The organism is Streptomyces sp. NRRL B-1347 (assembly GCF_000720325.1).
Classification (GTDB): Bacteria; Actinomycetota; Actinomycetes; order Streptomycetales; family Streptomycetaceae; genus Streptomyces.
In genome coordinates, this window is sequence record NZ_JOJM01000050.1 from 36,845 (window position 1) to 59,121 (window position 22,277).

The window sequence follows — 22,277 nt, forward strand, 5'->3', positions numbered from 1 at the left end:
GAACCGCTCGACGCCCGTAGCCAGAGGCCCGTGGTCCGACGCCCGTAATCCGACATCCGTAGTCCGACACCCCTAGGAGGGGACCCATGCCCGGCACCCCGGCCCCCGGCACCGTCCGTCCCGGCGGACGCACCGCCCGCGTCCGTGAGGCCGTCCTGCGGGCGGCCGGTGACGCGCTGGCCGCCGACGGGTTCGACGCGCTCGACCTCACCGAGATCGCGGCCCGCGCGGGCGTCGGCAAGACCACGGTCTACCGCCGCTGGGGCACCCCCGGCGCACTCGCCGCCGACCTGCTGGCCGACATGGCCGAGCAGTCGCTGCGGCGCGCCGACACCGGCAGCCTGGACGACGACCTCCGGGCGAACGCGCGCCTGGTCGTGAAGACCCTCACCGACTCCCGGCAGGGCCGCCTCTTCAAGGCGCTGATCGCCGCCTCCCTCTGCGACGACCAGGCCGCGCGGGCCCTGCACCGCTTCTACGAGGTGCGCATCGAGGAGTGGGCGGGCTGTGTCCGCGACGCGATCGCGCGCGGCGAACTCCCCACCGGCACCGACCCGCACGCCGTCGTCGCCGCCGTCTCGGCACCGCTGTACTACGCCCTCCTCAACAGGGGGCGCACCCTGACCGAAGCGGACGCGGACGCGGCCGCACGCGCGGCGACCACCGCGGCACGGGCGGGGGCCTGGGCGCCGTCACCGAAGTGACGGTGCGGGGGTGCTCCACCGCACCGAAGGTGTCCCGCTCTGCGAGGCCGCCCTTGCGCGGGGACGGCCTGTCGCACGCCGGGCCGAGGCACTCGCGAGGCTGTCGAGCTGCTGCCGTACGTACCGCAGTGAGGTGAAGGGAGGACTTCGTGACGGGGCCGTTCGTCACGGCGCTGATCGAAGCGGGGCGCGTGGATCTGGCGGAACCGGCGCTCCTGCGGCTCCTGGCCGAGAGCCTCGACTTCGGTGACGTCGCCCGCGCCTCCTTCTCCGCCATGGTCGAGGGTGAGCGGGACCGGCGGTGCGTGGGTCTCAGCGCGGGCCGTGCTGGAAAATGACCTCCGGGTTGGCCTTGCTCGGGCCGTCGAACAGCGGCGTGTGCCGGTGGCGCAGCTGCTCGTCGAAGAACGCCCCCGCGTAGTCACGCGTGATCTCCGCGGCCCGCCTGCCCGGCAGGCCCTCGGGGTCGTCCTCGCCCAACTGCCCGGCCAGCGGTGCCAGATCGGTGAAGGCGAAGTGGTCCGCGCCGGACAGGGTGAGCCAGCGCTTCCAGCCTTCGAGCCGCTTCCAGGTCGCGTCCCAGCTGGCGTCCTCGCCGCCGGGGCTGTGGTCGGCCTCGGTGCCCATCATCAGGAAGGGGCGGCCGGACAGGCCCGACTTGTCGCCGCTGTCGACGAAGGGGCCGTCCATGTTCACCCCGGCCCGTACGCGCGGGTCCTCCGCCATGGTGGCCGCGGCCGCGGCGCCGCCCAGGGAGTGCCCGCCGGTGCCGACCCTGCTCTTGTCGATCAGGTCCGCGTGCTTCCAGGGCGACTTCCTGCCGACCAGCCGGTCCAGGACGAAGCGGAGGTCCTTGGCCCGGCCCTTCGCGGCGGGCCCGAACGTGGTGGGGCCGACCTTCCCGCACGCCGTGCACGGCAGGATGCCCCGGCCCGGGAACGCGACGCCCGCGGCCTCGTAGGCGTGGTCGACCACCGCGACGACGTAGCCGCGGCTCGTCAGGTCCTCGGCCAGGCCGGTGAGGGTCGCCCCCGGCGTCCGGAACCCCGGCGAGAGGACGACCAGCGGGAACTTCCCGTGCCTGGCCTTCGCGCCCTCATACGTGTGGGTGCGGGTGGAGCCGAGCACCTCGGCGGGGAGCTCCAGCTTCATCTCCTTCAGGAAGGCCCGGGCGCCCTCGGTGCTCATGTACGGGGCCGGTGCGCGGGACGCCTTCCGCGCCGGGTGGTACGCCGGGTAGTACATCGACACCATCAGCTCCCGGGCGCCCGCCTTCGGCACCCAGGGGTCACGGCGGTCCATGTCGACGAGGTGCAGCGAGTCCCGGCCCACCGCGTGCGCACCGGTGGGTGCGGGGAGCGCGAGCCTCTCCGGCTCCCGGGACGCGGCGGCCGCCTCCCCGGAACCGCAGGCGGTCAGCGTGACCGCGCCCCCGGCGACCGCTCCGGCCAGCAGGACCGCAACGGCTCCACGACGACGTGAGGACATGTCCACGACCTTTCTCTCGGTGACCGCGTCCGGCGACTCCGGCCTCGGTGAAACCACCGTAGAAAGGCCGAAACCGAAAGGAATCACGCCGGAGAGCCAACCCGGTTCGTAGCCCTGGAGAGCCAGGCCGTGGCCCGGCGAAAACCAGGTGCGCGAGGCCCGCTCGGCGGTGTGTGATCAAGGGCATGGCAATCGTGATGGGCAAACCGGAAGTCGACGGCCTCGGCGAAGCCGTGGGTGCGCTGCGGGAGTGGCAGCACGAGGGGGTGCCGGCGCAGCTGCACCCGGGGGACATCGGCTGGTTCTGGCGGTCAGGCGCGCAGGCGACGGCCGCGGCGGTCCGGACGTGGAGCCGGGACGGCCGCGTCCTCGCCGTCGGGCTCCTCGACGGCCCCGGGCTGCTCCGCCTGACCACCGCGCCCGACGCCCGCAGGGACGAGGAACTGGCGCGGCAGCTGGTCGAGGACGTGACCGCGCCGGAGCGCGGCGTGCTGCCCGCAGGGAAGGCCAACATCGAAGCGCCGATGGACGCGCTCTTCCACGACCTGCTGGGCGAGCACGGCTGGGGCACCGACGAGCCGTGGACGCCACTGCGCCGCGACCTCACGCAGCCGGTCGAGGAACCGGCCGTGCGGATCGAGGAGATCGGCCCTGAGCGGGCGCACGTGTACGCCGCCGTCCTGCGGGCGGCGTTCGAAGGGTCGACGTTCGCGGCCGAGCGCTGGCACGCGATGGCGGCCGGATCGCCGTACGCCGCCGCCCGCTGCCTGGTCGCGTACGACGACCGGGGCAGTGCGGTGGCGACGGTGACGGTGTGGTCGGCGGGACCGGGCAGGCCCGGGATCCTTGAGCCGATGGGCGTGCACCGGGACCACCGCGGCCACGGCCACGGCAAGGCGATCACCGTGGCCGCGGCGGCCGCGCTCCGGCGGCTCGGCTCGTCGAGCGCGCTCGTCCTCACCCCGAGCTCCAACGTCGGAGCCGTCGCCACCTATACGTCGGGCGGATTCCGGCCGCTGCCCGAGGTCCGGGACCGCTACCGGGACGCCTAGGGCGCGGCTCCCACGGACCCTTGGCCGGAGCGGGCCCGGACCCTTGAGGCCTAGAGGAAGTACAGCGTGGCCAACACCACGGCCAGCACGCCCGCCAGGACCGCGATCAGCGCCGACGACGTCAGGACGTAGGCCCCGCCCACGCCCATCGCCGTCCCGTTGACGAGCTTGACGACCTCGGCGGGGGAGGGGCGGTGGAACCGCCGCTCCCCCGTGTCGTCCTCACGCCGTGTACCGATCTTCCGCTTCATGAGTGCTCTGCCTCCTTCGTGCTCGTACGAAGGGGGCGTTTTCGAGCCGTCGGCGTGCAACTCCCGCCCCGGCGGGGAAAAGTGCCGCCGCCCTTGCACGCGAACGGCCTCCGGAGGGACCTATAGGGAGACCGACCCAAGGAGGTGGCTGCGTGAGCCCTCTAGGTGTCCACGGGGCCGTCACACCGGAGTTCTCCGAGTTCTTCAGAGCGGAATACCCCCGCCTCGTCCGTGGCCTCGCCGCGGCCGGGGCCACAGTGGAGGAGGCCAAGGACGTCGCGCAGGAAGCCATGCTCGAACTCGCGGGCATCTGGCCGAACTGCCGCCGCCCCTACGGCTGGGTCCGCAAGGTGGCCTGGCACAAGTACCTGAAGATCGCCGAACGCGACCGGAAACGGACCAACGGCGAGTGGCAGGCCTGCCTGCACCCCCAGGTCGTACAGGACTGCGACGACCCGGACGAGAAGGCCTGGGTGCGGCAGCGGCTCCTCGAACTGCCGCCGCGGCAGCGGGCCGTGATGGCCCTGTACGTGGACGGGTACTCCACGGACGAGATCGCCGAGCTGCTCAAGACGGAAGTGAGCACGGTGCGCAGCAACTTGCGGCACGCCCGCATCGCGCTGCGGCACAGCCTGGAGGGCGATCAGCCGGAAGCCGGACCGTGACCGCCGTGCCCACGAGGAACGACGTGTCCACGAGGAACGAGCGTGTCCACGAGGGACCAGTGTGTCCGCGAGGGACCAGTGTGCCCGCGAGGGACGAGAAGGAGAAGGCTCACATGACCATGGGGGACAGCCGGAATCCCACGTCGATCCGGGTCAGCCCGCCGCCCAGGACGGGCGCCGAACTGAAGGTGCATCCGGCGTTCGAGCGGTATCTCCGGGCGGTCCGGTCCGAGGTCGACACGGACCTCACGGCGGACGAAGTGGAGGCCAGACTGCGGACGGTGCTCGACGCGCACGCGCGGGGCCGCGGCGGCGCGGGGGAGTTGGAGGCCTACACGTCCGACTTCGGCACCCGCGCCGACTGGGTGGTCTACGGCCTGCAAGTCGTCCAGCTGTGGCTGACGGCGATCGCGACGACGGGGTACACGGAGGCGGGTCCGCGCCGTGACGAGGTCGACGACCTCGTCGTGGAGACGGTGGCGCGGGCGGTCAACACCTTCCGCGACCAGCTGGAGCGGCCGGAGAGCGCGCCCCGGCCCAGCGCCGCGGGGGCGGAGGCGAGGGCCGCGTTCCTCACCGAGTGCGTACGCCATCTGCCCTACGCCTACCGGGCGAGCCGGCTCGTCGACATCGGGGCGCCGGACGACGCCTTCCAGGAGGCGGGCGAGCCGCGCCTCGTCGAGCGGGTGGGGGCGTCCGCGACCGCCGAGGACGGAGCGCGACTGCGCCGTGTCGGAGGCGTCGAGGAGTACGACCTGGACGAGGTGGTCGAGCTGACCCGGCGCGCGGTCCGCACCGCGGTCCAGCGCTACCCCGACATCGTCGGTCCCGGCTTCCCGCCGTGATCCGACCGCACACGGAGAGACCACCCGGGGGGACCGGAACATGGACGGATACGACGCGAAGGTGCGGCGCGTCCTTCGGCGGTCGTACGAACTCGACCACGGACACTACGCGATAGGGATAGAGGTACTCCCCTACAAACTCGCCGGTGTCATCGTGACCAGCGAGGGCATGGTGACCGCCCGGTCCCGGACGGACCTGTCCGACATGGAGCCCGAGGCGGTCGTCCAGCGCGCGGCGGCCCTGATCCGCTCCCTCGCCGACAGCAAGCTGGGGCGCTCCTTCCCCAGGAACCGGGTGTGCGTGGGCGTCCAGGTCGGCGGGCCCGTGGACGCGGACACGGGCCTGGTGCGCCACCTGGTCAACGGGCCCGACGACCACGGGAAGGAGAAGCCGCCGCCCTACGAGTGGGTGGAGTTCCCGCTCGGCCCCAGACTCAGGGCCGCCACCGGCTGGGACACCGTCGTCGAGAACGACGCGCACGCCTTCGCCGCGTACGAACAGACGCTGGGGGCGGGACGCCACGCGGACACCTTCGGCGTCGTGCTCGTCCGCGACGGCGTGGGCGCCGGCATGGTGGTGCGGCGCCAACGCCTCAGCGTACCCATGGAGTTCGGGCATCTGCGGGTGTGGCCGCAAGGGCGCGTCTGCGACTGCGGCATGCGCGGCTGCATCGAGAGCCAGGTGGGCAACCGGGCGCTGACCGGGGCGATCAAGGACATCACCGGACGCGAACTGGACGGCCTGGAAGCGGCGGTGGACCTCGCCGACGGCGACGACCCCCACGCCCTGGCCGCGGTCGCCGCCTTCCGCAAGGCGGGCACCTCGGTCGCCCGTGGACTCGCCCATCTGCTGACCCTGTTCGGGCCGAGCCACATCGTCCTGTACGCCGCCGACAGCCTGCTCATCAGCGGCCGCGGGCACCGCGCGGCCAACGCGTTCCTGAGCGCGGTCGGCACGTACCGCTCGTACGCCTTCCACGACAACCGCGACTGCCACCTCGTCACGAAGCCGCTCGTCGCCGACCGGGGCGCGCACGGCGCGGCCCTCATCGCGCTCCAGCACTGCTTCGGAGTGCGGCTCCCACCCCACTGACCGTCGCTCTCGCTCCACTGACCGTCGATCTCACTCCACTGAGCGCCGCTCCCATCCCACCAGGAGAAGACCGCATGGATCCCTTTCCCTCCCTCCCTTCCCTCGGCCCTTCCGCCCCCCGCTTCCTCGGGCTCGACGTCGGCGGTACGAAGATCGCCGCCGGAGTCGTCGACGCGGACGGGCACATCGTCGAACAGATGCCCTCGGTGCCGTGTCCCGCGGCCGATCAGGAAGCGATGCTGAAGGCGGCCGTCCTCCTGATCCAGGCGTTGCGGTCCCGTCACCCCGATGTCGCGGGCGTCGGGGTGGGGGTGGCCGGGCTCGTCGACTGGCCCGAAGGACGCATCCGCACGGCCCCCAACAGCGCCTTCCGCGACGCTCCGCTGCGTCGGCTGCTGCGGGACGCCACCGGCCTGCCCACCGTGGTCGACAACGACGCGAACACCGCGTGCTGGGCCGAGTACCGCCTCGGGCACAGCGCCTCGTACATGGCCTTCGTCACCGTCGGCACCGGTGTGGGCGGCGGCCTCGTCCTCGACGACCGGCTCTTCCGGGGCAGCAGCGGCGTCGGCACGGAGATCGGGCACATGATCGTCGACCCGCACGGGACGGAGCGCTGCGGCTGCGGCACCGTCGGCTGTCTGGAACCCCTGGCCTCCGGCCCGGCGCTGGCGCGCTACGCCGCGCTGGCTGAGGCGGGGCGGCCGACGGGCGGACCGGGCGCCCGCACCGCGGGCCGCCGCCGGGTCACGGGCGAGGACGTCACCGCCGCAGCCCAGGCCGGGGACCCCGCCGCGCGGGCGCAGCTGGCCCGCGTCGGCCACTGGCTCGGCATCGGCATCGCGACCCTCGTGAACCTCTTCGACGTCGAGCTGATCGTCCTCGGCGGCGGCGTGGCCGGTGCCGGCGAACCCCTGCTCACCCCGGTGCGGGAGAGCTTCGAGGAGTACGTCACCGCGCGCGCCCACCGCACCCTGCCGGACCTCAGGCTGACCCGCTGCGGCCCGGAGGCGGGGTGGGTCGGCGCCGCGCTCCTCGCCCGCGACGGCTTCTCCGCCCAGCCGCGGGAGGTGGTGCGCACATCGGTCACCTGAGCCCGCCGCACCTCACACCTTCCGGTAGGAGTACGCCTCCTGGGCCGCCGCCACCACGGCGGTGAGGTCCGCGCCCGCCGCCGCCGTGACGACCGCCGCTACCGCGCCCTCGACGAAGGGAGCGTCCACCAGGCGGGTCCCGGCGGGGAGTTCGTCGCCCTCTGCGATAAGGGCCTTCACGGTGAGCACGGCACTGCCCAGGTCGGTGAGGATCGCCACGCCCGCCCCCTGGTCGACCCGGTGGGCGGCGGCCGCGACGAGCTCGGAGCTGGTGCCGAGGCCGCCGTCCGCGGTGCCGCCCGCCGGGGCGACGGGGGCCGTGCCGCCGCCCGCGAGGCCCCGGGCGAGGGCCGCGACGGACTCCGCGACGGTGGCGCTGTGCGAGACGAGCACGATGCCGACGTGCTGGCTGCCGTCACTCACCGGAGGCCGCCCCGGACGCCTCACCGGACGCGTCATCGAGCGCCTCCCCGGCGGCTTCCGCGGTGTCGGCGAGGGCCTCGAACAGCAGGGCCGACGAGGTCGCCCCCGGGTCCTGGTGGCCGATGCTCCGCTCGCCCAGGTAGCTCGCCCTGCCCTTGCGGGCCTGGAGCGGGACCGTCGCCAGGGCTCCCTGGTGGGCCGCCTCCCGGGCCGCCGCGAACGACGTGGGCAGCGCGTCGGCGCCCGGCACCAGCGCGTCCAGCATCGTCTTGTCGCCGGGCGCGGCGCCGCCGAGCGCGGCCACCGCGTCCACCCCCGCGCGCAGCGCGTCGGCGAACTCCGCCTCGCTGACCTGCGGCGCCTGGCCGAGCGCCTTGCCCGTGCCGCGCAGGAGCGTGCCGTACAGGGGGCCGGACGCGCCGCCCACCGTGGAGATCAGCTGCCGTCCGGCGAGCGTCAGGACGGCGCCCGGGGTGTCGGGGGCCTCCTTCTCCAGCAGGGCGACGACGGCGGTGAAGCCGCGTCGCAGATTGCTGCCGTGGTCGGCGTCGCCGATCGGCGAGTCCAACTCGGTGAGCCGGTCCGCCTCGCGGTCCACGGCGGCCGCGGCCGCGGCCAGCCAGCGGCAGAAGAAGTCGGCGTCGAGCACGGGGTCTCCTTGCGTCGGGGGTGCCTGAAGGGCTCTCGTGAGGGCGCGGACCACTGCGGGCGCGGGGGAGTCACATGCCCCAGCGCAGCGCCGCCGTGCGCACCGGCGCGTCCCACAGGCGCAGCAGCTCCTCGTCGATCTGACATAGCGTCACTGAGGCGCCCGCCATGTCGAGCGAGGTCACGTAGTTGCCGACGAGGGTGCGCGCCACGGCCACGCCGCGCTCGCGGAGCACGCGCTGCACCTCCGCGTTGAAGCCGTACAGCTCGAGCAGCGGGGTGGCGCCCATGCCGTTGACGAGGACGAGCACGGGGTTGCGCGGCTTGAGGTCTTCGAGCACGGTGTGCACGGCGAAGTCGGCGATCTCGCCGGACGTCATCATCGAACGCCGCTCACGGCCCGGCTCGCCGTGGATGCCGATGCCCAGCTCCAGCTCGCCGGCCGGCAGGTCGAAGGTGGGGGAGCCCTTCGCGGGCGTGGAGCAGGCGCTGAGCGCGACACCGAAGCTGCGGGAGTGGTCGTTGACGCGCCGGGCGATCGCCTCGACGCGCTCCAGCGGCATGCCCTCCTCGGCCGCCGCGCCCGCGAGCTTCTCCACGAACAGGGTCGCGCCGGTGCCGCGCCGCCCCGCGGTGTAGAGGCTGTCGGTGACCGCCACGTCGTCGTTCACGAGGACCTTGGCGACCTGCACGCCCTCGTCCTCGGCGAGTTCGGCCGCCATGTCGAAGTTCAGTACGTCACCGGTGTAGTTCTTGACCACGAACAGCACGCCCGCACCACTGTCCACCGCGGCCGCCGCCCGCACCATCTGATCCGGCACGGGCGAGGTGAACACCTCACCGGGGCACGCGGCCGAGAGCATCCCCGGCCCCACGAACCCGCCGTGCAACGGCTCGTGCCCCGAACCGCCGCCGGACACGAGCGCGACCTTCCCCGCGACCGGCGCGTCCCCACGGACGATCACCCGGTTCTCCACGTCCACGGCCAGCTCCGGATGCGCGGCCGCCATCCCCCTGAGCGCGTCCGCGACCACGTTCTCCGCCACGTTGATGAGCATCTTCACGGGTACCTCCTGTGGGCCTGAAACGTGGGCCCTCAACCAGCGTTCCAGCTGTTGTGAAGCGGTCGGATGAGGGTCGGTACGAGTGCCGTCATCGGCAGTATTGACCTTGCGGCGGCGAAGGTCACGTGCGCGGACGCTCCGCGGGCACCCCGAGCCGCGTACGAGAATCTTGGCCAAACGACGGTGCGTGACTGGCCGAATACCTCATACTGGACCGGAAAAAGCCTGCCAACTCGCCATATGTTGCATGGGAGTTCGAAGGGTCGGGGGTTTCGCGTGCCAAGCCGCTCCCACACTGAAGCCACCCGCTTGCTCTGTGCCGGCGTCTACCTCGACACCGACTTCCGGCGCAGGGTGATCGAGGAACTGGTCGAGCACGAGGAGCGCCCGGTCGCCCCCTCCTTGGGCGTGGACGCCACCGCGGTGTTGAGTCACGCGGTGCGCGCTCGCTCCCAGGAAGTCCAGGTCGCGTGCGTCATGCTGATCGCCTGGGGTGCGTTCTTCGCGATCGAAGTGGAGAGCGGCGGCCTGCACATCGACTTCGCCGACGGCAGGTGGCTCGACATGCCGGTGCTCTGGGCTCCGGCGTACGGGGCGGTGTGTCTGCTGCTGTGGGCCGGGCGGGTGGCCACGGGACGCAGCATCGCCGTGTACACCCTCGACCGGGCCACGCTGAGAAGGGCAACGCACGGGCTCAGGCGGCTCAACATGCTGCTGCCGCTGTTCCCGCGGATGCTCATGATCACGTACTGGGTCACCGTGTTGTTCGTCCTGTTCACCAGGGGGCGGAACCTGTACGCCATGGTCTTCCCCCTGCTGATGGCAGGTCTCGTGTGGCTGCACCGCACCCGGGTGACGTGGATCATGACCCATCAACTGAGCCGGAGCACCTTCCCCTTGCTGCCGCCCGCCCCGCTGCCGAACACCCGGACCTATCGCCGCATCGGCGAAGCCATCACGCGCGAGCAGTATGCCGGGCTGGCCCTGTACGAACCCTTCCGCCCCTTCGTGGGCGCCGGAAAGCCTTACCAGCCGTGGTCGTTCGCGATCGAGCTGAAGCCGAAGCACGGGGTCGGGTTCAGCGGCGGCCCCCTGGGCACCGCCGCCATCGTCGATCTGGTCCGGCCCCGGCTGGAGGCGCTGCGGCAGTCCCTGGAAACCACCAGCCGCGACCGGCTGGGAGACCTGGAGATCGACGAGATCGTCTACCTGCCCGCCGGGGTGGTGCCCCGCACGAGTGTGTCCTACGACCCCGCCGCGGTCGCGTGGCACCTCCGTAACGCTGTCGACGAGGGCGGTGAGGCGCGCCGCCACTTCCTGCGGATCCGGATCGGCGCATGGGACGAGCACATCGTGGTGACCCTCATGGTGCGGGTGCACACCCAGGGCGGGATGCTCGTGCTGGAAGTGGCCCCGCACGTCCTCACCCCGATCCGGCCGGAGTTCACGGCCGTCGACGTGATCGTGGCGCGCGCCCGCCTGGTGTTGCGCGACGCTCTGCGGGCGCTGCTCACCAGCCCCACCGCCACCTTCGCTTCGGGGGTGTCCGCGATGGGCACGACCGTCGCGGTCTTGCGGACCTGGCTCGCCGATCCGCAACGCGCGCTGCCGGACGGGCCCGTCACCTCGGTGCGGGAGCTGGGCAGCGTGGGGGAGATTTCACTGTTCCAGGAGATGGACGTCAGCCGCTACGTGAAGACGGTGCAGGACCGGATCGCCAGCGGGGTGCTCGACGCGCTGCGTGCCGAAGGCTACGACACGGGTGAGTTCGAGCAGCAGATCGTCAATGTCAGCGGCGGCGTCTTCATCGGCGCGATGAGCGGCGGCGCCGTTGCCGTCGGCAGCGGGGCGAAGGCGGAAACCCGGAGGGAGGAGGGGGACAGGCCATGACGACCGGTCCGGACACGGGCAGCGCATCAGGTGGCCGAGGGAGCATTTCCATCGGGGTGATGACGGGTGGCGCCGTGGCCGCGGGGCAAGGTGCCCGCGCCGTCGACATCTCGGCACGGACGGCGGTGGGACAGCCGAGCGACACCCTCGACGCCCCGCCGGAGCTGCTGGCGACGGTACGAACCTTGCGCGAGCACCTGCGCGTACTGACCCCGACCGACGAGACGGCCGCGGTCGATGAGGCCCTGGCCACCCTGGAAGACGACCTCGAAAGCACGGGCAAGGCAGGGCGAGGCCATCTGGAACTGCTGGCAGCACGGTTGAACGTCGGTGCCACGGCCCTGGCGGGGCTGGCCTCCGCGGCGGCCGTGGCACAGACAGTCAACGGGTTGCTCGGGTGAGGCCGGAGGGGACGGCCGGACGGGCGCAGTGGGACCCCGGCCGACAGGAATGGGTCCGGGACACGCACGGCCCACCGCCCGGCCTGCGTGGCTCGCGGGTCCTGATCGTGGCGGTGGTGGCCGTACTGCTGTGCGTCGCCCTGGGATACGGCGCCTGGTCGGTGCTGCGGGGCATCGACTGGGGGAGTGACGAACCCTTCCCCGGGGTGAGCCTGAGCGCGCGAGGGCATCAGGTCGTGATGTAGCGCCTCGCGTGGATTTCGCTGGTCAGGGCAGCGGTGGGCGCGGGAGCCGCGTGGAGCGTGTTCCGGGTGTGCGGCGGTGGAGTTGCAGCAGCGTGGCGCTGGTCATGTCCGCGGCACGGCGTACGTTGTCGGCCAGGGCGGTGATGCGTGCGGCGTCGAGCACGGAGGCGCCGACCGCGGCGATGATGATCCCGTCGGGTGCGTGCACGGGTGCGGCCGCGGTGTGCACCCCCAGCGCGTCGAGGTGGCCGACGGCGAGGCCGTGATCGCGGGCCCGGGTGAGGAGACGTCCCCATTCGCGGGCGGAGTACGGCGATGGCGGCTCTGTTCGGGGGGTGTCGATGGACATGATCTGTTCGGCTACCGAGCCGGGCGGCAGCGGTGTGCCCGGGCCGCAGGAGAGGATCTCGTCGACCTCGCCGAGGACCCCGCACATGATCACGGCGCGGTCGGTCTCGGCGACGGTCAGGCCGGTGCTGGTACCCGGCACGATCGAGGCCAGCTGCCGCAACGGACGGCCCGCCGCCATGCGGAGCGAATGCGAGGGGGCAATGCCATGCAAAGCACACCAGTGCCGACGAAGAAGCACGGGAGCCCACACAAGGCACGATCCCGCGCCGGCACGCGACATCTCGTCGGCCTCACCACGCGCGCCATCCGCGCGCTGCTCTCCCCGGCCGCCACAGCGCCCGCGGCGGCCGGTATCGCCGAACTGATCCAACTACGGAGCCGCTGACCAAGAAGCCGGTGCCGCAGCACGCGGGCCCGACGGGCCCCGCTCCGCCGCCGGAGGCCCGTACGACGGCGATCAGTCACAGGCGCAGCTGTGCGAGGTCGACGGCCTCGGCCATCGCGTGTGTGCCCGCGTCGTTGAGGTGGAGGTGGTCGCCGCTGTCGAGGTCGGCGCGGATGGCGTCCGGTGCCTGGGGGTCCTGGACGGCCGCGGCCACGTCGACGACGGCGTCGAAGACGGTGGAGGTACGGATCCACGCGTTGACCTCGCGTCGCACCGCGCGGCCCTCGGGGGTGTCGACGCCGGGGTAGATGGTGCCGGCGTAGGGGCCCATCGTCATGCCGATGGTGCGCAGGCCGTGCGAGCGCGCGCGGCCTGCGAGCGCGGTGAAGCCCTCGATCAGGTCCTCGGCGGTGGCCGGGGGCTCGCCGACCGTGCCGGGCAGGCCCACGTCGTTGAGGCCGAAGTGGAAGAGCACGTGGGTGGCGCCGGGCACGCCCAGGACGTCGCGCTCGAAGCGGGCGCTGCCGCGCAGGCCGACCTCGTCGGTCAGCAGACGGTTGCCGCCGATGCCCTGGTTGACCACCCAGCCGCGGTCGAGCCGCCGGTTGAGCTGGTTGGGGAAGCGCGTGTTGGTGCCGGTGGAGGTGCCGACGCCCTCGAACCAGGAGTCTCCGAACGCGACGGCGATCGCGGTGCCTTCGGGGGCGAGGACGTCGACGCCGGTGACGTAGTAGCGCCCGTCGATCTCCTCGGCGTCGGTGAAGTCCGCGGCGACCGCGTCGCCGGGCAGCAGGTAGGCGTTCTGCGACGGGGTGTGGGAGTAGGTCGCGAGGCCGGTGTCCTCGGGGAGGTGGAGGGTCAGCGCCAGATCGGTCCCGGCGGGAACCTCGAGCGCGACCGGGTCGCTGTGGAGCCGCTCGCCTGCGGGGATGACCACCCGTGTCTCGCCTGCGAAGCGCAGCGCGGTGTCGGTGGCGGGGTCGACGGCGCTGCCCGTGGTGCGGACTGCGAGCCGTGCCGCCGCGATGACCAGGGGTTCTCTGCCGTATTCGTTGCTGAGGAGGACGCGTAGCGCCTCGCCTCCGCCGTCGAGGTGGAGGATCTGGCGCAGCGTGTGGTCGTGGAACCCGCGGGACGGCTTGAGCTGCGTGGCCTCGCGGGGGCTGAGTACGGCGGAGCGGAAGCCTGCGACCCAGGTGGTGGTCATGGTGGTGAACTCCTCGTCGTGGTGCGCTGGGAGGGCTGGGTGGTCCAGTGGCGTCGGTGGCCCCGCCTCAAGCCCATGTAGTTGCTGCGAGGAATATCCGCGCAGCAAGCAGATGTCTACCGTAGAGATATTCCGCACGTCAACTATCCGCAAGGCAAGTACATGGGGCTAGGATGCGGACCATGGATCCCGACGTCTTCGACGACCCCCGCCTGACCGCGTCCGGTCTGCTCTTCGAAGCCCAGGAGGGGCTGGCCGCGAAGCTGGCGCCCACCCTGGAGAAGGCAGGCCTTTCGCCCTTGGACTTCGGTGCCCTGACGCGGTTGAGCCGCACCCCCGGCGGGCGCTTGCGGATGACCGACCTGGCCGCCCAGCTCTCCCTGTCGACCAGCGGCGTCACGCGGGCGGTTGACCGTCTGCAACGCGGCGGCCTCGTCCGCCGCGAATCAAGCCCCGACGACCGGCGCAGCACCTACGCCGTCCTGACCCCGGAGGGCGCGGAGCGGCTGCGCGGAGTGCTGGGCGATCACCTCGACGGCATCGAGCGCTGGTTCACCGGCCTGTTCACCCCGGAACAGCTGGACGATCTGCTCGCCCACCTGCGGACGATCCGCGACGCCGTCCATCCGGACGCGGCGAAGAACACCGCCCCGCCTCCGGCCGGGGCGGAGTGAGGACGAGCCCTGCTCCCTGAAGTACCTCTTCTGGACGGTCGTACGACCGGGCCCTTTTCAGGAGCGCGTGCGGCACGGCAGGATCCGATCGCGGACCGGCGGTGGAGGCGAGGGGCGGAGGGCATTCCATGGGTGAGTACGTCGAAGCCAACGGGACCACGATCTGGACCGAGAGCCGCGGCCAAGGGCCCGACGTGCTGCTGATCGCGGGTCTCGGCGACCCCGCGGAGGCGTGGCAGGCGCAGCTCGACGGGCTGTCGGACCGCTACCGGGTCATCGCCTTCGACAACCGGGGGGCCGGGCGGACGCCGTTGCCCGAGGAGCGCCTGACCATGGCCGCGATGGCCGACGACGCCGCGGAACTGCTGCGGGCGCTCCACGTCGACAGGGCGCACGTCGTCGGCTTCTCGGGCGGCAGCGCGGTCGCACAGGAACTGGCGCTGCGTCACCCAGGGGCCGTGCGCAGCCTCGTCCTCGTCAGTACCTGGGCGCGGCCCGACGCCTACGTCACCTCCATGACCCGCTTCTGGCACTGGCTGGTGACGGAGGCGCCCGACGAGCGCGCCCTGCTGGAGGCGTTCTTCCTGTGGATCTACTCGCCGCGCGCCCACGCCGACGGCACGGTGCAGCGGATCATCGAGGAAACGCTCGCCTTCGCCCACCCGCAGACCGCCGAGGCCTTCCAGCGCCAACTGGAGGCGTTCATGCGGCACGACACGCTCGACCGGCTGCCCGGAATCACGGCGCCGACCCTCGTCCTGGCCGGTGAACGGGACATCGCCACACCACCGCGACTGGGGCGGATCGTGGCCGACGCCGTGCCGGGCGCCCGCTTCGAGGTCCTGCCGCTCGAGGCGCACCAACCGTTCCAGGAGTCCCCGGAAGCGTTCAACGCACGGGTCGACACCTTCTGGCGGGAGGCCGACGGCAGCACCCCACTCTCCTGAAGGGCGGACGGCCGGATCGCGCCTGGCCCGGGCGGCTGAGTGCCACTCGCCAGTACGCGGCTGGCGCGTCAGCGCAAGACGGGCCCGCCCATGTGCACCGCGCGCAGGCCACGCTCGACGGTCTCCTGGTTCTCGCCGACCGGAGCCACGTAGTCGAGGACGGCACGCGCGGCGTCCTGCCCGAGCGTTCGGGTGATCACCCAGGTCGCGAGGTACTGGGAGGCCAGACAGCCGCCCGCCGTGGCGATGTTCCCCTCGGCGTGGAACGGAGCGTCCAGCACGGTGACGTCGCAGGCCTCGACGAAGGGCCGGGACTTCGTGTCGGTACAGGCCGGCATGCCTGCCAGCAGCCCGAGCCGGGCGAGCACCAGCGCTCCGGAGCACTGCGAGCCGATGAGCTGGCGCCCGGGGTCCAGCGACAGCCGGGAGATCAGCCGGTCGTCGGCGACCACGTCCCGCGTCTTCACCCCGCTGCCGATCAGTACGACGTCGGCCTCGGCGACGAACTCCATGGGGCGCTGCCCGGCCACCTCGACGCCGCTCATCGAAGTGACGCGCGGCGTCGGCGTCGTGATGAAGGCCTCCAAGCCGTCCTTGCGGCACCGGTTGACGAGCGCGGAAGCGATGAAGCTGTCGAGTTCGTTGAACCCGTCGAACGTGACCACGGCCACCTGCATCACAGATCTCCCCAGCTCGGCGTCGATGAGACCACCATCCTCACTGCTGCGGCGCTGCGAAGCACGGGCCAATCGGCAGTCAGTGGTATGGAGGCGCGCCGCCGCCGAGCCGGCCGCGGGGGACGGCTGCGGCTCGGCGGCGACGGCGGGCCGGGGCCCGGACGGGGTCGTCGTCACGGGGCCCGGCCTGTGGAGGATGGTCAGTCGACCGCGCTCGCGGACCGCTGCTCGGTCGTCCGGCGCTGTCGGTCTCGTCGTGCCGTCCCCTGGGACGGCCACGTGTTCCCCCTCAGTGGCGGGGCCAGGCGCAGGTGCGCGGCCCCGTCGCGGACATCGATTCCCCCGAATCGGAAAGCCATTGCCGCCCATGTGTCCGTGACACCTGGTTTTCTACCAGCCCGCCCCGGTGACACGCGGGCCCGTTCAGACGCTGATCGTGCCCGCATTCCTTCCGTTTGGCGGGGCATAGTCGCAGGACGCGCTGGCTCGCGCCTCCGTATGCGGGCGTGGCGGTGCCCGTTTCCTGCCCGAACCGGTCGGCGCGGCAGCTCCGCGGGCCCCGGCCCCGGCCGCGGCCACGGGCGGCACGGCCGGGTCCGCCCCGCGAATTCCAGGTTCCGGGTCCGTGGTTTCTGGCGCGTTTCGTACGTCCTCCCAATGGAGGAATCCGCGTGCCGGTAGCGCCATTTTCGCTCCCGCCATGGTCAGACTGGGCGCGAAATCCGGTATCGGCATGAAGTGATGGGAAAACAACATGCTTTGCTGCCCATCCCGTTCCCTCTCACGTGCCATGGGGCGTTTCCGGTGTCCGGGATCGCCGCTGTGATCCCCGCCGCCTCTGCACCGGCGGCCTGATGGAAAGAGACGCTGTGCATGTGAAGGCAGCGATCGTGCTCAGCAGAGTCACTGCCGTGGCCGGGCATGTGCGTTCCCGGGCTCATTCTCACTGTTCCGTACGACGGGCGTGCGAGGGCACCGTGCACGTCGGCGGCGACGACCCGAGACGCCCCACACAACCCTGCCCCCACCGACGCGAAGGAGAACAACGATGGAGCCCGTCTACGACGTGATGGTCCGCCTGCTCACCGAGCATTTCGGCGTGCCGGAGGATCAGATCCGCCCGGACGCCACCTTCGAGGCGCTGGAATTCGACTCACTCGCCCGCCTCGAGCTGGGCATGGTGCTCGCGGACACCCTCGGCGTGAGCCTGCCCGAGGACCGGGCGGACATGACGCTCGCCGAGGCCGCCGAGTACCTGACCGCGGCCGTCGGCGAGGCGGGAGCCGCCGAGTCCCTGCGGAAGGCGGTCCGGTGACGGCGCGGGACATGGCCGTCACGGGGCTCGGCCTCGTCACCCCCGCGGGGGTGGGTGTCGAGGAGTCCTGGACGGGGATCTGCGCGGGCAGTGGTCTCGCGGCGCGTGACGAGGTCCTCGCCGGTCTCCCCGTCGACTTCTCCTGCTGGGTGCCGGACTTCGACGCCGCCGCCCTGCTCGGCCCGCGGCTCACCTGGCGCATCGACCGGTTCACCCAGCTCGCCATGGTGGCCGCCCGCCAGGCGGTGGCGGACGCCGCACTGGACCCCGAGTCCTGGGACGCGACGCGCGTCGCCGTCGTCCTCGGCGTGGCCGCCGCCGGGGGCGACACCTGGGCGGATGCCTACCGCCATCTCGCCGAGGGCCGCGTCAACGCCATCTCCCCCCTCACGCTGCCCCGTTCGCTGCCCAACATGGTTGCCGGCGAGGTCTCGATGGACCTGCGCGCGACCGGGCCCTGCCTCACCACGTCGACGGCGTGCGCCTCCGGGGCCACCGCACTCGGCATCGCCCGCGACCTGCTGCGCTCCGGATCCTGCGACATCGCGATCGCGGGCGGCACCGACTGCGCCCGGGTACCGATGGGCTCGGCCGCCTTCCACCGGCTCGGCGCCCTCTCCCAGCGCCGCGACGATCCGGCCGCCGCGTCCCGCCCCTTCGACGTGGACCGGGACGGCTTCGTACTCAGCGAGGGCGCCGGGATCGTCGTCCTGGAGCGCCCGGAGCACGCCCGCGCCCGCGGCGCCCGCATCCGCGGCTACCTCGCCGGTTACGGAGCCTCCGCCGACGGCTTCCACGCCACCAGCCCCCGGCCGGACGGCGACGGCGCACGGCGGGCCGTCGAAGCGGCACTCGCCGACGCCGGTGCCGAACCCGCGGACGTCCACCACGTCAACGCCCACGGCACCTCGACCCCGCAGGGCGACCGCATCGAGGCGAACCTGCTCGGCGCCCTCTTCAGATCGGGCACACCCCCGGTGACCTCCGTCAAGGGCACCATCGGCCACACGCTGGGCGCCGCCGGGGCAGTGGAAGCCGCGGTGACGGTGCTCTCCCTGGAGCGACAGCTCGTCCCGCCCACCGCCAACCTCAACCAGCTCGACGAGGGCCTGGACATCGACGTCGTCACCAAGGCGCCCCGGGCCCACCGGATGACGGGCGCCCTCAGCAACGCCTTCGGGTTCGGCGGTCAGAACGCGGTCCTCTTCTTCCGGGCCGCATGACGCGAGTGACCGCCCGCCCGCGTCTCCGGGATGCCCGTCCCCGCCTCGTGCTGCTGCTCGCCGCCCTGGTGGCTGCCCTCTGCGCGGTCGCGGGCGCGGGCACGCACGAGCGACTCGCCAACGGGGGCTACACCGCGAAGGGCACCGAGGCGGACCGGGCGGCCGCGACGCTGGCCCGCGCGGGCGCGGCCCCGCCGGACCTGGTGCTCCTCGCCCGGTCTGCCACCGGGGTGGACGCGGCCGCCGCCCGACGGGCGGGCCTTCGCCTCACGCGGGAGCTGGCCGCGGCCGACGGGGTGGCCTCGACGCGCTCGTACTGGAGCACGTCCGACGCATCGCTGCGCTCCAAGGACGGACGGGCCGCCCTGGTCACCGCCGACCTCGCGGGCGCCGACCGGGACGCGACGGCCACCGCCCGCGACCTCGTCCCGAAGCTGACGGGCCGGCGCGGGCCCCTCGCCGTCTCCGCGACCGGCGGCTCCTGGGTGAGCGTGCAGGCCGCGGAGGCGAGCGCACGGGACCTCGTCACCGCCGAGTTGATCGCGGCACCCCTCACCCTGCTGCTCCTCGTGGTGGCGCTGCGCTCGCTGCTCGCCGCGCTGGTGCCCGTCGTGATCGGCGTGCTCGCCGTCGCGGGCACGACGGCGCTGCTACGGGCGCTGACGTACGCCATGCCGGTGTCGGTCTTCGCGATGAACCTCACGACGGCGCTCGGCTTCGGCCTCGCCGTGGACTACGGCCTCTTCCTCATCACGCGGTTCCGCGAGGAGCTGGGCCACAGCCGCGACGTGCCCGACGCGGTGGCGCGCACGGTGCGCACCACCGGACGCACGGTGGTGGTCTCGGCCTGCACGGTGGCCCTCGCGATGGCGGCGCTGCTCGTGCTGCCGCTGCCGTTCCTGCGCTCCATGGCCTGCGCGGGCATGGCGGTGGCACTCCTCGCGGCGGCCGCGGCCATGGCCGTCGTACCGCCGCTGCTGCTTCTGCTCGGCGAGCGCATCGGGCGCACCGGGCGCCCCGACAGCCCGCTGTGGCGGCGAGCCGCGAAGGTGATCACCCGACGGCCCGCGCTGTACGGGATCGGCTGCGCCGTGGCCCTGGTGCTCTGCGCGATGCCGTTCGGGCACGTCCGGTTCGGGCTCGTCGACGAGCGGACGCTACCGGCGAGCACCGAGGCCCATGCGACCGGCGAGGAGATCCGAGCACGCTTCGCCGCGCCCGCCGAGCGCACCCTCACGGTGGTGCTGCCCGAGGCCGCGGACGCCAACGCGTACCGGCAGCGGGTGGCCGCCCTGGACGACGTGGCCACGGTCCGCCCCGCGTCCTTGCCCGGGCTCGGCCCGGTGCTGACCGTCGTCGGCACCGCGGAACCCCAAACGGCCGCCGCCCAGCGGCTTGTGGCCGACCTCCGTTCGGCAGCCCCCGAGGGGGCACAGGTGGCGGGCCGCGCGGCGATGCTCGCCGACACCAAGGCGGCGGTGGCCGAGCGCCTTCCCCTGGCCGGCGGACTACTCGCGGGCACCACGTGGGTGATGCTCTTCCTGCTGACCCGCAGTGTGCTGTTGCCCTTCAAGGCACTGTTCGTGGGCGCGCTGAGCCTGACGGCGAGCTTCGGCCTCGTGGTGCACATCTTCCAGGACGGCCATCTGCGGGGCGTGCTCGGCGAGTTCACCGTCACGGGCGCCCTTGACCTGACGCTGCCCCTGCTCATGGCGGCCGTCGCCTTCGGACTCGCGATCGACTACGAGATCTTCCTGCTCTCCCGGGTGCGCGAGCAGTGGCTGCGGGGCTTGGACAACCGGGACGCCGTGGTGGAGGGCGTGGCCCGCACCGGCCGCCTCGTCACCACGGCCGCCCTCGCGGTGGCCCTGGTCACGGGGGTCCTCGCCACGTCCGGCCTGACGGTCCTGAAGCTCCTCGGCACCGGCCTCGCCGTCGCCGTGCTCCTCGACGCCACCGTGGTACGGGGAATCCTGGTACCGGCCTTCCTCACCCTGGCGGGCCGAGCCAACTGGTGGGCACTGACGTGGCTGCCGAAGGGAGGCCCGACCAGGGGGGTTCTCCGGCTCGATCATGTTGTACGCGGTGACGATGCCGGGGTGGTCCGGTAGCCGCGCGGCATGACGGGCCTTGTGGCGGACTGCGCGCCCCTCATGGGCAGTGCGACCGCCCTCCTGCTGCTTCCGGCGCAGCCGCCCTGACGGCGGGCGGTGTGCGGCAGGAGGGCGGTGTTCGGCCGGGTGTGAGAAGCCCGCGCGGGCTCAGGCGGTGCAGTTCTTCTGCGCGTCGACACGCACCTTACGGCCGGTGAACTCCTCCAGGACGGCGATGTTCTCCGGGGCGTAGTTCGTCGCGGTGATCTTGTCGGCGTCGCGGCTGCCGAGCTTGCCGGTGTACGGCGCGGACTTCTCCAGCCAGTACGCCGTGCGCAGGAACTGGGTCAGGACCAGGTCGCGCAGCTTGGGCTCGGCCTTGATCTTCGCCCAGTAGTCGGGGTGCTTGTCCTTGGCGACGCGCAGATAGAGCAGCAGGTAGCGCAGGTTGGTTGCGGCGATGTCCCGGGCGTTGCTGGCGCCGACGCCCTTGATGTACTCCTGGACCACCGTCACCGCGGGCAGTCCGGTGAGACCGGCGTTCTGCTCCGCGAGCACGCCCTGGAGGCGGTACTCGCCCTGGGTCCTGTCCCGCAGGTAGATGTTGTCCATGGAGGAGCTGAGGCTGTCCTTGATCAGGGGCAGGATCTCCTTGCGGGGGAAGCCGCCGTGCACGGGTACGGTCAGGGCCTGCTGACCGGCGTTGACCCAGGCCGCGATGGAGACGTCCCACCTGGTCCGGGACGGGTCGAGGTCCCACATGTGGGTCTCCTCGTGGATCGCCACCATCATCGACTCGGCGAATCCCTCGAAGCTCTGCTTGTTCACGAACTGGTCCCAGTACTTGTCCTTGGCCTGGGCGATCGCCAGCGCCTCACCGCTGGGCCAGCGCCGTTTGTACATGGTCTGGAGGGTGCGCATCCAGTTCGAGGAGTTGAAGGACGCCTTGAGGTCGCTCACGTCGGCGTTCGGCTGCGACGGCTCGTCGTAGCAGTAGGGGGCGGCGGCGCGGCTCTGTGCGGTGCCGTTGGCGGAGGGGGCGGCGGCCGCGGTGGGGCCGGAGGTGGCCAAGGTCCCGGCGCCGAGGGCCAGGACGACGGATGCGGTCAGCAGACGGGGGAGTTGTCTACGGCTCACGAGGGCCTCATCTCGAAGCGGTTGTGGGGGGATCGCGCGGACGGGCGCCCGCACCGCCCGTCACTCATCGAAGCTACTGACCCGGGCGCCCCGCGCCTACTAACACTTCGTCATAACATCCGGGCGATGGATCCCGCCCGTCCGGTCGGCTGCCCGCGCGAGTTGACGAGACCGGGCGAGATACGAGCGGGCTGCACATCGTGACGGAGAACATGTACGACCACGGTTCAACCGGGTCACGAGGGATGTCGGAGCGGTCGACACCCCGGCTCCCTGGGACTGCTGTCAGGCGGCGTAGCCGAGGGTGAGGGTGGCGACGACCGGTGCCAGGTAGAGGACGGGGAAGGCGACGGTCTTGTAGGAGCGGGCTCGCAGGACGGTGATGACGGCGCCGCCGAAGTACAG

General features: G+C 72.4%; 25 protein-coding genes. 16 read left to right on the top strand and 9 right to left on the bottom strand.

Features of this window, described 5'->3' with window-relative positions:
* The first annotated feature begins 86 nt into the window (after window positions 1-86).
* Together IG74_RS0132140 and IG74_RS0132145 are read left to right on the top strand one after the other, a co-directional pair.
* On the top strand, window positions 87-704 hold the full coding sequence (locus IG74_RS0132140; RefSeq protein WP_030684458.1) for a TetR-like C-terminal domain-containing protein: 618 nt from the start codon (window positions 87-89) through the stop codon (window positions 702-704).
* Window positions 705-853: 149 nt separating this feature from the next.
* Window positions 854-1,042, top strand: coding sequence for a hypothetical protein (locus tag IG74_RS0132145; protein ID WP_030684459.1), 189 nt, complete (start codon window positions 854-856; stop codon window positions 1,040-1,042).
* On the opposite strand, the gene IG74_RS0132150 is transcribed toward IG74_RS0132145, so the two are convergent.
* Window positions 1,017-2,192, bottom strand: a complete 1,176-nt coding sequence (locus tag IG74_RS0132150) for an alpha/beta hydrolase family protein (protein WP_030684461.1) — start codon at window positions 2,190-2,192, stop codon at window positions 1,017-1,019. The two genes, IG74_RS0132145 and IG74_RS0132150, sit on opposite strands and share 26 nt — an antisense overlap.
* 185 nt (window positions 2,193-2,377) lie before the next feature.
* Here IG74_RS0132150 and IG74_RS0132155 point away from each other — a divergent pair, with 185 nt between their 5' ends.
* Window positions 2,378-3,244 carry a GNAT family N-acetyltransferase gene (locus IG74_RS0132155; RefSeq protein ID WP_030684462.1) on the top strand — a complete coding sequence of 289 codons (867 nt, stop codon included), beginning with the start codon at window positions 2,378-2,380 and terminating at the stop codon, window positions 3,242-3,244.
* Window positions 3,245-3,294: 50 nt separating this feature from the next.
* Here the strand turns inward: IG74_RS0132155 and IG74_RS0132160 are convergent, their stop codons facing one another.
* The gene (locus IG74_RS0132160) at window positions 3,295-3,495 is read right to left on the bottom strand and encodes a hypothetical protein (protein WP_030684463.1); all 201 of its coding nucleotides are present in this window, start codon (window positions 3,493-3,495) and stop codon (window positions 3,295-3,297) included.
* 152 nt (window positions 3,496-3,647) lie between these two features.
* Between IG74_RS0132160 and IG74_RS0132165 the strand changes: the two genes are divergently transcribed.
* The 4 genes from IG74_RS0132165 (at window position 3,648) to IG74_RS0132180 (ending at window position 7,192) form a co-directional block, all read left to right on the top strand.
* Window positions 3,648-4,160 carry an RNA polymerase sigma factor gene (locus IG74_RS0132165; protein ID WP_030684464.1) on the top strand — a complete coding sequence of 171 codons (513 nt, stop codon included), beginning with the start codon at window positions 3,648-3,650 and terminating at the stop codon, window positions 4,158-4,160.
* 113 nt (window positions 4,161-4,273) lie between these two features.
* The gene (locus IG74_RS0132170; protein ID WP_030684466.1) at window positions 4,274-5,005 is read left to right on the top strand and encodes a hypothetical protein; all 732 of its coding nucleotides are present in this window, start codon (window positions 4,274-4,276) and stop codon (window positions 5,003-5,005) included.
* A 40-nt stretch (window positions 5,006-5,045) separates the two neighbouring features.
* A complete protein-coding gene (locus tag IG74_RS0132175; protein ID WP_030684467.1) occupies window positions 5,046-6,098 on the top strand; it encodes an ROK family protein in 1,053 nt (350 codons plus the stop codon).
* A gap of 74 nt (window positions 6,099-6,172) precedes the next feature.
* A complete protein-coding gene (locus IG74_RS0132180) occupies window positions 6,173-7,192 on the top strand; it encodes an ROK family protein (protein WP_037826388.1) in 1,020 nt (339 codons plus the stop codon).
* Window positions 7,193-7,204: 12 nt separating this feature from the next.
* Here the strand turns inward: IG74_RS0132180 and IG74_RS0132185 are convergent, their stop codons facing one another.
* From IG74_RS0132185 to dhaK, 3 genes are all read right to left on the bottom strand, one after another.
* A complete protein-coding gene (locus tag IG74_RS0132185; RefSeq protein ID WP_420709975.1) occupies window positions 7,205-7,651 on the bottom strand; it encodes a PTS-dependent dihydroxyacetone kinase phosphotransferase subunit DhaM in 447 nt (148 codons plus the stop codon).
* Window positions 7,608-8,264, bottom strand: a complete 657-nt coding sequence (gene dhaL, locus IG74_RS0132190; RefSeq protein ID WP_051855756.1) for a dihydroxyacetone kinase subunit DhaL — start codon at window positions 8,262-8,264, stop codon at window positions 7,608-7,610. Before dhaL ends, IG74_RS0132185 begins: the two co-directional genes overlap by 44 nt.
* Before the next feature lie 70 nt (window positions 8,265-8,334).
* Window positions 8,335-9,327, bottom strand: coding sequence for a dihydroxyacetone kinase subunit DhaK (gene dhaK, locus IG74_RS0132195; protein WP_030684473.1), 993 nt, complete (start codon window positions 9,325-9,327; stop codon window positions 8,335-8,337).
* 408 nt (window positions 9,328-9,735) lie between these two features.
* On the opposite strand from dhaK, the gene IG74_RS0132200 reads away from it, so the two are divergent.
* The 3 genes from IG74_RS0132200 (at window position 9,736) to IG74_RS54255 (ending at window position 11,863) form a co-directional block, all read left to right on the top strand.
* Window positions 9,736-11,217 carry a hypothetical protein gene (locus IG74_RS0132200; protein WP_234334517.1) on the top strand — a complete coding sequence of 494 codons (1,482 nt, stop codon included), beginning with the start codon at window positions 9,736-9,738 and terminating at the stop codon, window positions 11,215-11,217.
* Entirely contained in the window at window positions 11,214-11,618 is a 405-nt protein-coding gene (locus IG74_RS0132205) for a hypothetical protein (RefSeq protein ID WP_158857851.1), read from the top strand. Before IG74_RS0132200 ends, IG74_RS0132205 begins: the two co-directional genes overlap by 4 nt.
* 116 nt (window positions 11,619-11,734) lie before the next feature.
* Complete coding sequence (locus tag IG74_RS54255) at window positions 11,735-11,863, top strand: hypothetical protein (protein WP_267885618.1); 129 nt, start codon at window positions 11,735-11,737, stop codon at window positions 11,861-11,863.
* A gap of 22 nt (window positions 11,864-11,885) precedes the next feature.
* On the opposite strand, the gene IG74_RS0132215 is transcribed toward IG74_RS54255, so the two are convergent.
* Entirely contained in the window at window positions 11,886-12,392 is a 507-nt protein-coding gene (locus tag IG74_RS0132215; RefSeq protein WP_051855766.1) for a hypothetical protein, read from the bottom strand.
* Between the two features lie 27 nt (window positions 12,393-12,419).
* Here IG74_RS0132215 and IG74_RS52315 point away from each other — a divergent pair, with 27 nt between their 5' ends.
* On the top strand, window positions 12,420-12,599 hold the full coding sequence (locus tag IG74_RS52315) for a hypothetical protein (RefSeq protein WP_158857853.1): 180 nt from the start codon (window positions 12,420-12,422) through the stop codon (window positions 12,597-12,599).
* A gap of 76 nt (window positions 12,600-12,675) precedes the next feature.
* Here the strand turns inward: IG74_RS52315 and IG74_RS0132220 are convergent, their stop codons facing one another.
* Complete coding sequence (locus IG74_RS0132220) at window positions 12,676-13,806, bottom strand: GDSL-type esterase/lipase family protein (RefSeq protein ID WP_030684480.1); 1,131 nt, start codon at window positions 13,804-13,806, stop codon at window positions 12,676-12,678.
* Between the two features lie 182 nt (window positions 13,807-13,988).
* Between IG74_RS0132220 and IG74_RS0132225 the strand changes: the two genes are divergently transcribed.
* Both IG74_RS0132225 and IG74_RS0132230 read left to right on the top strand, forming a co-directional pair.
* Window positions 13,989-14,480: a MarR family winged helix-turn-helix transcriptional regulator gene (locus IG74_RS0132225; protein WP_030684481.1), complete on the top strand. Its 492-nt coding sequence runs from the start codon at window positions 13,989-13,991 to the stop codon at window positions 14,478-14,480.
* Between the two features lie 128 nt (window positions 14,481-14,608).
* Window positions 14,609-15,427 (top strand): alpha/beta fold hydrolase, encoded by an 819-nt coding sequence (locus IG74_RS0132230; RefSeq protein ID WP_030684482.1) that lies wholly within the window; start codon window positions 14,609-14,611, stop codon window positions 15,425-15,427.
* A gap of 68 nt (window positions 15,428-15,495) precedes the next feature.
* On the opposite strand, the gene IG74_RS0132235 is transcribed toward IG74_RS0132230, so the two are convergent.
* Window positions 15,496-16,104 carry a DJ-1/PfpI family protein gene (locus IG74_RS0132235; RefSeq protein WP_037826391.1) on the bottom strand — a complete coding sequence of 203 codons (609 nt, stop codon included), beginning with the start codon at window positions 16,102-16,104 and terminating at the stop codon, window positions 15,496-15,498.
* Between the two features lie 1,048 nt (window positions 16,105-17,152).
* Between IG74_RS0132235 and IG74_RS0132240 the strand changes: the two genes are divergently transcribed.
* The 3 genes from IG74_RS0132240 to IG74_RS0132250 are packed head-to-tail and all read left to right on the top strand — an operon-like array spanning window position 17,153 to window position 20,753.
* Window positions 17,153-17,419: an acyl carrier protein gene (locus tag IG74_RS0132240; protein WP_030684484.1), complete on the top strand. Its 267-nt coding sequence runs from the start codon at window positions 17,153-17,155 to the stop codon at window positions 17,417-17,419.
* The gene (locus IG74_RS0132245; protein ID WP_030684485.1) at window positions 17,416-18,642 is read left to right on the top strand and encodes a beta-ketoacyl-[acyl-carrier-protein] synthase family protein; all 1,227 of its coding nucleotides are present in this window, start codon (window positions 17,416-17,418) and stop codon (window positions 18,640-18,642) included. Before IG74_RS0132240 ends, IG74_RS0132245 begins: the two co-directional genes overlap by 4 nt.
* Entirely contained in the window at window positions 18,639-20,753 is a 2,115-nt protein-coding gene (locus IG74_RS0132250) for an MMPL family transporter (protein ID WP_078869186.1), read from the top strand. Before IG74_RS0132245 ends, IG74_RS0132250 begins: the two co-directional genes overlap by 4 nt.
* Before the next feature lie 150 nt (window positions 20,754-20,903).
* Here the strand turns inward: IG74_RS0132250 and IG74_RS0132255 are convergent, their stop codons facing one another.
* The gene (locus tag IG74_RS0132255; protein WP_199818911.1) at window positions 20,904-21,872 is read right to left on the bottom strand and encodes a hypothetical protein; all 969 of its coding nucleotides are present in this window, start codon (window positions 21,870-21,872) and stop codon (window positions 20,904-20,906) included.
* Between the last annotated feature and the right edge of the window lie 405 nt (window positions 21,873-22,277).

Bases quoted from the DNA above. Each gene is read 5' to 3' on its own strand.
- IG74_RS0132140 (WP_030684458.1), top strand. From the start codon at position 87: ATGCCCGGCACCCCGGCCCCCGGCACCGTCCGTCCCGGCGGACGCACC.
- IG74_RS0132150 (WP_030684461.1), bottom strand. From the start codon at position 2,192: ATGTCCTCACGTCGTCGTGGAGCCGTTGCGGTCCTGCTGGCCGGAGCG.
- IG74_RS0132155 (WP_030684462.1), top strand. From the start codon at position 2,378: ATGGCAATCGTGATGGGCAAACCGGAAGTCGACGGCCTCGGCGAAGCC.
- IG74_RS0132160 (WP_030684463.1), bottom strand. From the start codon at position 3,495: ATGAAGCGGAAGATCGGTACACGGCGTGAGGACGACACGGGGGAGCGG.
- IG74_RS0132170 (WP_030684466.1), top strand. From the start codon at position 4,274: ATGACCATGGGGGACAGCCGGAATCCCACGTCGATCCGGGTCAGCCCG.
- IG74_RS0132175 (WP_030684467.1), top strand. From the start codon at position 5,046: ATGGACGGATACGACGCGAAGGTGCGGCGCGTCCTTCGGCGGTCGTAC.
- IG74_RS0132180 (WP_037826388.1), top strand. From the start codon at position 6,173: ATGGATCCCTTTCCCTCCCTCCCTTCCCTCGGCCCTTCCGCCCCCCGC.
- IG74_RS0132185 (WP_420709975.1), bottom strand. From the start codon at position 7,651: ATGACGCGTCCGGTGAGGCGTCCGGGGCGGCCTCCGGTGAGTGACGGC.
- IG74_RS0132205 (WP_158857851.1), top strand. From the start codon at position 11,214: ATGACGACCGGTCCGGACACGGGCAGCGCATCAGGTGGCCGAGGGAGC.
- IG74_RS0132215 (WP_051855766.1), bottom strand. From the start codon at position 12,392: ATGGCGGCGGGCCGTCCGTTGCGGCAGCTGGCCTCGATCGTGCCGGGT.
- IG74_RS52315 (WP_158857853.1), top strand. From the start codon at position 12,420: ATGCAAAGCACACCAGTGCCGACGAAGAAGCACGGGAGCCCACACAAG.
- IG74_RS0132220 (WP_030684480.1), bottom strand. From the start codon at position 13,806: ATGACCACCACCTGGGTCGCAGGCTTCCGCTCCGCCGTACTCAGCCCC.
- IG74_RS0132225 (WP_030684481.1), top strand. From the start codon at position 13,989: ATGGATCCCGACGTCTTCGACGACCCCCGCCTGACCGCGTCCGGTCTG.
- IG74_RS0132230 (WP_030684482.1), top strand. From the start codon at position 14,609: ATGGGTGAGTACGTCGAAGCCAACGGGACCACGATCTGGACCGAGAGC.
- IG74_RS0132235 (WP_037826391.1), bottom strand. From the start codon at position 16,104: ATGCAGGTGGCCGTGGTCACGTTCGACGGGTTCAACGAACTCGACAGC.
- IG74_RS0132240 (WP_030684484.1), top strand. From the start codon at position 17,153: ATGGAGCCCGTCTACGACGTGATGGTCCGCCTGCTCACCGAGCATTTC.
- IG74_RS0132250 (WP_078869186.1), top strand. From the start codon at position 18,639: ATGACGCGAGTGACCGCCCGCCCGCGTCTCCGGGATGCCCGTCCCCGC.